The sequence below is a fragment of the Streptomyces sp. NPDC004561 genome (genome assembly GCF_053602155.1).
On sequence record NZ_JBSGDB010000517.1, the window covers coordinates 1 to 5,822 of the forward strand.

At 68.9% G+C, this 5,822-nt stretch carries 3 protein-coding genes; all 3 read left to right on the forward strand.

What is annotated here, in order from left to right; genetic code table 11:
* On the forward strand, positions 1 to 2,835 hold a 2,835-nt coding region (metH, locus tag ACWEN3_RS39440), incomplete at its 5' end, for a methionine synthase (protein ID WP_452981449.1).
* Between the two features lie 181 nt (positions 2,836 to 3,016).
* Entirely contained in the window at positions 3,017 to 3,718 is a 702-nt protein-coding gene (locus ACWEN3_RS39445; RefSeq protein WP_452981452.1) for an HAD family hydrolase, read from the forward strand.
* A 437-nt stretch (positions 3,719 to 4,155) separates the two neighbouring features.
* Positions 4,156 to 5,760, forward strand: coding sequence for an ABC transporter substrate-binding protein (locus ACWEN3_RS39450; protein ID WP_452981455.1), 1,605 nt, complete (start codon positions 4,156 to 4,158; stop codon positions 5,758 to 5,760).
* Positions 5,761 to 5,822: the final 62 nt, after the last annotated feature.

Below are 5,822 nucleotides of genomic sequence, written 5' to 3' on the forward strand. Positions count from 1 at the left end.
GCCATGTTCCTCACCCTGGGCAACCTGCGCACCGACCCGCGCGCCGGGCTGCTCCTCCTCGACTGGACCACCGGCACCAGGCACTCCCGCATCCCGCTGCTGTGCATGCCGAACGCCGGCCTGCCCGTCCTCACCAAGGACGGCGCCCACTTCCCGCTCGGCCCCGAGGGCCTCGCGGACGCGCAGCAGAACTTCGTACGGGACTACGGCCTGTCCCTGATCGGCGGCTGCTGCGGCACCACCCCCGAACACCTGCGCCAGGTCGTGGAGCGCGTCCAGGGCGTCACCCCGCCCGAGCGCGCCCCGCGCCCCGAGCCCGGCGCCGCCTCCCTCTACCAGTCCGTGCCGTTCCGCCAGGACACCTCCTACCTGGCCATCGGCGAGCGCACCAACGCCAACGGATCCAAGAAGTTCCGCGAGGCCATGCTGGAGGGCCGCTGGGACGACTGCGTGGAGATCGCCCGCGAGCAGATCCGCGAGGGCGCGCACATGCTCGACCTGTGTGTCGACTACGTCGGCCGCGACGGCGTCGCCGACATGGAGCAACTCGCCGGCCGCTTCGCCACCGCCTCCACGCTGCCGATCGTCCTGGACTCCACCGAGGTCGACGTCATCCGGGCGGGCCTGGAGAAGCTCGGCGGCCGCGCGGTGATCAACTCCGTGAACTACGAGGACGGCGACGGCCCCGAATCCCGCTTCGCCCGGGTCACCGAGCTGGCCCAGGAGCACGGCGCCGCCCTGATCGCGCTCACCATCGACGAGGAGGGCCAGGCCCGCACCCCGGAGAAGAAGGTCGAGATCGCCGAACGGCTGATCGACGACCTCACCGGGAACTGGGGCATCCACGAGGAGGACATCCTCATCGACACCCTGACCTTCACCATCTGCACCGGTCAGGAGGAGTCCCGCAAGGACGGCCTCGCCACCATCGAGGCGATCCGCGAGCTGAAGAAGCGCCACCCGGCCGTGCAGACCACACTCGGCCTCTCGAACATCTCCTTCGGCCTGAACCCGGCCGCCCGGATCCTGCTGAACTCGGTCTTCCTGGACGAGTGCGTGAAGGCGGGCCTGGACTCGGCGATCGTGCACGCCTCGAAGATCCTGCCGATCGCCCGGTTCAGCGAGGAGGAGGTCCGCACGGCGCTGGACCTGATCCACGACCGGCGCTCCGAGGGCTACGACCCGCTGCAGAAGCTGATGCAGCTCTTCGAGGGCGCCACGGCGAAGTCGCTGAAGGCGGGCAAGGCCGAGGAGCTGGCCGCGCTGCCGCTGGAGGAGCGCCTGAAGCGGCGGATCATCGACGGCGAGCGCAACGGCCTGGAGCAGGACCTGGCCGAGGCCCTCCAGGACCGCCCGGCGCTCGACATCGTCAACGACACCCTGCTGGACGGCATGAAGGTCGTCGGCGAGCTCTTCGGCTCCGGCCAGATGCAGCTGCCGTTCGTGCTGCAGTCCGCCGAGGTCATGAAGGCCGCCGTCGCCTACCTCGAACCGCACATGGAGAAGTCGGACGCCGACGGCAAGGGCACCATCGTGCTGGCCACCGTCCGCGGCGACGTGCACGACATCGGCAAGAACCTCGTCGACATCATCCTGTCCAACAACGGCTACAACGTCGTCAACCTGGGCATCAAGCAGCCGGTCTCCGCGATCCTGGACGCCGCCGAGGAACACCGGGCCGACGTGATCGGCATGTCCGGACTCCTGGTCAAGTCCACCGTGATCATGAAGGAGAACCTGGAGGAGCTGAACCAGCGCGGCCTCGCCGCCCGCTTCCCCGTCATCCTCGGCGGCGCCGCCCTGACCCGGGCCTACGTCGAGCAGGACCTGCACGAGATCTACCAGGGCGAGGTCCGCTACGCCCGCGACGCCTTCGAGGGGCTGCGCCTGATGGACGCGCTCATCGGCGTCAAGCGCGGCGTGCCGGGCGCGAAGCTGCCCGAGCTGAAGCAGCGCCGGGTCCGCGCCACGGCCGCCGCCGAGGTGGAGGAGCGCCCGGAGGAGGGGCACGTCCGCTCCGACGTGGCCACCGACAACCCCGTCCCCACCCCGCCCTTCTGGGGCACCCGGGTGATCAAGGGCATCCAGCTCAAGGAGTACGCCTCCTGGCTCGACGAGGGCGCGCTGTTCAAGGGCCAGTGGGGACTGAAGCAGGCCCGCACCGGAGAGGGACCCTCCTACGAGGACCTGGTCGAGACCGAGGGCCGGCCGCGGCTGCGCGGCCTGCTCGACCGGCTCCAGACCGAGAACCTCCTGGAAGCGGCCGTGGTCCACGGCTACTTCCCGTGCGTGTCCAAGGACGACGACCTGATCATCCTGGACGAGCGGGGCAACGAGCGCACCCGCTTCACCTTCCCCCGCCAGCGCCGCGGCCGCCGTCTGTGCCTGGCCGACTTCTTCCGCCCGGAGGAGTCCGGCGAGACCGACGTGGTCGGCTTCCAGGTGGTCACCGTCGGCTCCCGCATCGGCGCGGAGACCGCGAAGCTCTTCGAGTCCAACGCCTACCGCGACTACCTCGAACTGCACGGCCTGTCCGTCCAGTTGGCCGAGGCCCTCGCCGAGTACTGGCACGCCCGGGTACGCGCCGAACTCGGTTTCGCCGGCGAGGACCCGGCCGACATCGAGGACATGTTCTCGCTGAAGTACCGCGGTGCCCGCTTCTCCCTCGGCTACGGCGCCTGCCCCGACCTGGAGGACCGCGCCAAGATCGCCGCCCTGCTGGAGCCGGAGCGGATCGGCGTCCACCTCTCCGAGGAGTTCCAGCTGCACCCCGAGCAGTCCACGGACGCCATCGTGATCCACCACCCCGAGGCGAAGTACTTCAACGCACGCTGAGCCGCCCCTGCGGTACGCCGAAGCACCCCCTGGCCTGCGCCGGGGGTGTTTCATGGGGTACCCCCGCCACGAAGTGGTACACGAGGCGCTTCGGGCGCCGGAGTCGTACACTGGTCGGTCCACTGCAGGCCGGTTCCCGTGCGGGAACCGGCCTGATCGTCCCTCGAGGAGGTGCGCCCGGATGACCAGCACGGTCCCCGCGCTCGGAACCCGTACGGCCGAAGGTTCCACCCTGCAGGCGGTCCTCCTCGACATGGACGGCACCCTGGTGGACACCGAGGGCTTCTGGTGGGACGTCGAGGTGGAGGTCTTCGCCTCCCTCGGCCACACTCTGGACGACTCCTGGCGGCACGTCGTGGTCGGCGGCCCGATGACCCGCAGCGCCGGCTTCCTCATCGAGGCCACCGGCGCGGACATCACCCTCGCCGAACTCACGCTGCTGCTCAACGACGGCTTCGAGGACCGTATCGGCCACGCCCTGCCGCTGATGCCGGGCGCCGCCCGCCTGCTCGCCGAACTCCACGAGCACGGCATCCCCACCGCACTGGTCTCCGCGTCCCACCGGCGCATCATCGACCGCGTGCTGACCGTGCTGGGCGCGCACCACTTCGCCCTGTCCGTCGCCGGCGACGAGGTCTCGCGCACCAAGCCCTTCCCGGACCCGTACCTCCTCGCCGCCGCCGGACTCGGCGCGCATCCGGCCAGATGCGCCGTGGTCGAGGACACCTCCACCGGAGTCGCCTCGGCCGAGGCGGCCGGCTGCCGCGTCGTCGCCGTACCCTCCGTCGCCCCCATCGGCCCCGCCCAGGGACGCACCGTGGTCGCCTCCCTGGAAGAGGTCGACCTGGCATTCCTGCGCGGCATGATGACGGAAAAGCGCTAGCCGTTCACCCAGCGTGCCAGGGCCCCTTGGTCGTCCTGGACAAATTTCCGCCGAAGTACACCCTCTGTGGAATTCACGGCAAGCCGACCGGCCGAATTCCACTGACTCCCCGCACAGTTGGGGTGTGTGACGTTCACCACTCCGGCGGGTCTCGACAACGTTCGCCAAGTGTGCAGAACGGCCCCAATCCACAGGCTCCGGCGGGTCCTTGTGTCCCGATTCATGGGACGCTGCACTAATCCTGCCGCTGTCGGGTTTTCGGTGCGTCCGCGCCTGGTTCCACTGCGTGATGGGGGGTCAACTCGCGCGACTGTGAACGCTCCTGCGGAGGCGGACTAATCTCATCGCCGAGAACATCGCCGAGAACCCCCGTGATCCGTTGCACCACCCCTGCATGCCGGGTACACGGACCCGAACAGCTCTGGAGAAACTCCCGCATGAACCGCAAGACTTTGGTGCTGCCGGCACTGGCCGGCCTGCTCACCCCGGTTCTCGCCGCGTGCGGCGGGTCGGGCAGCGGGAGCAAGAGCGGCGATGCCATCGTCGTCGGTACCACGGACCGGTTCACCGCCACCAAGGATGCCCCCGCGCCCATCGACCCGGCGTACGCCTACGACGTCGGCACGTGGAACATCCTGCGGCAGACCGTGCAGACCCTGATGGCCCAGCCCAAGGGCGAGGGCGACCCGGTTCCGGACGCCGCCGAGAGCTGCGGCTTCACCGACAGTGGCAGCGAGCGCTACGCCTGCAAGCTGCGTGACGGCCTGAAGTTCGCCAACGGCGACTCGCTGACCGCCTCGGACGTCAAGTACTCCATCGAGCGTGCCCTGCGCATCAAGTCGGACAGTGGTGTGGCCGCGCTGCTCAACACCATCGACACGATCGAGACGCAGGGCGACCGTCAGGTGATCTTCCACCTCAAGACGGCCGACGCCACCTTCCCGTACAAGCTGTCCACTCCGGTCGCGGGCATCATCGACCCGAAGGACTACGAGAAGGACAAGCTCCGCGACGGCTTCCAGGTGGACGGCTCGGGTCCCTACACCTACCAGGCCGACGTCAAGGGCGACACGGTCGTCAGCGCCACCTTCACCAAGAACCCCAGTTACAAGGGTGCCGTGACGGTGAACAACAGCAAGGTCGAGCTGCGCTCCTTCCCCGACGCCGCCTCCATGGGCGCCGCGATCGACAAGGGCGACATCGACGTGATGACCCGCGCCATGACGCCCGCGCAGATCCAGAAGCTGGACGGCGGCACCGACCAGAACGTCGACCTCGTCGACATGCCGGGCCTGGAGATCCGCTACCTGGCCTTCAACACCAACGCGCCCAGCGTGAAGTCCAAGGCCGTGCGCCAGGCCATGGCCCAGGTCGTCAACCGCGGCGAACTGGTCTCCAAGGTCTACGGCACCCAGGCCGAGCCGCTGTACTCGCTGGTCCCGGCCACCATCACCGGCCACTCCAACTCGTTCTTCAACAAGTACGGCAACCCCAGCGTCGCCAAGGCGAAGGACCTGCTGACCAAGGCCGGCATCACCACCCCGGTGAAGATGACCCTGCACTACACCACCGACCACTACGGCTCGGCCACCCAGCAGGAGTTCCAGATCCTGCAGAAGCAGCTCAACGACAGCGGCCTGTTCGACGTCACCACCCAGGGCCACCCCTGGGCCACCTTCCGCCCCGCCGAGCAGAAGGGCCAGTACGACGTCTACGGCATGGGCTGGTTCCCCGACTTCCCGGACGCGGACAACTTCCTCGCGCCCTTCCTCGACAAGGACAACTTCCTCGGCTCGCCGTACTCCAACACCACGATCCAGCGCACGCTGATCCCGGAGTCCCGCCGCGAGGCCGACCGTCTCTCCGCCTCCCGCAGCCTGACGGAGATCCAGGACATGGTCGCCGAGGATGTCCCCGTCCTGCCGCTGTGGCAGGGCAAGCAGTACGTCGCCGCACGGAGCGACATCACGGGCGTCTCCTACGCCCTCAACTCCTCCTCGACGCTCCAGCTGTGGGAGCTCGGCCGCGGCGTGAGCGGCTGACGCCGACCAACGCCGAAGGGCGCCTCTCTCCACACGCGAGATTCACCCCTCACCCCTGTTTA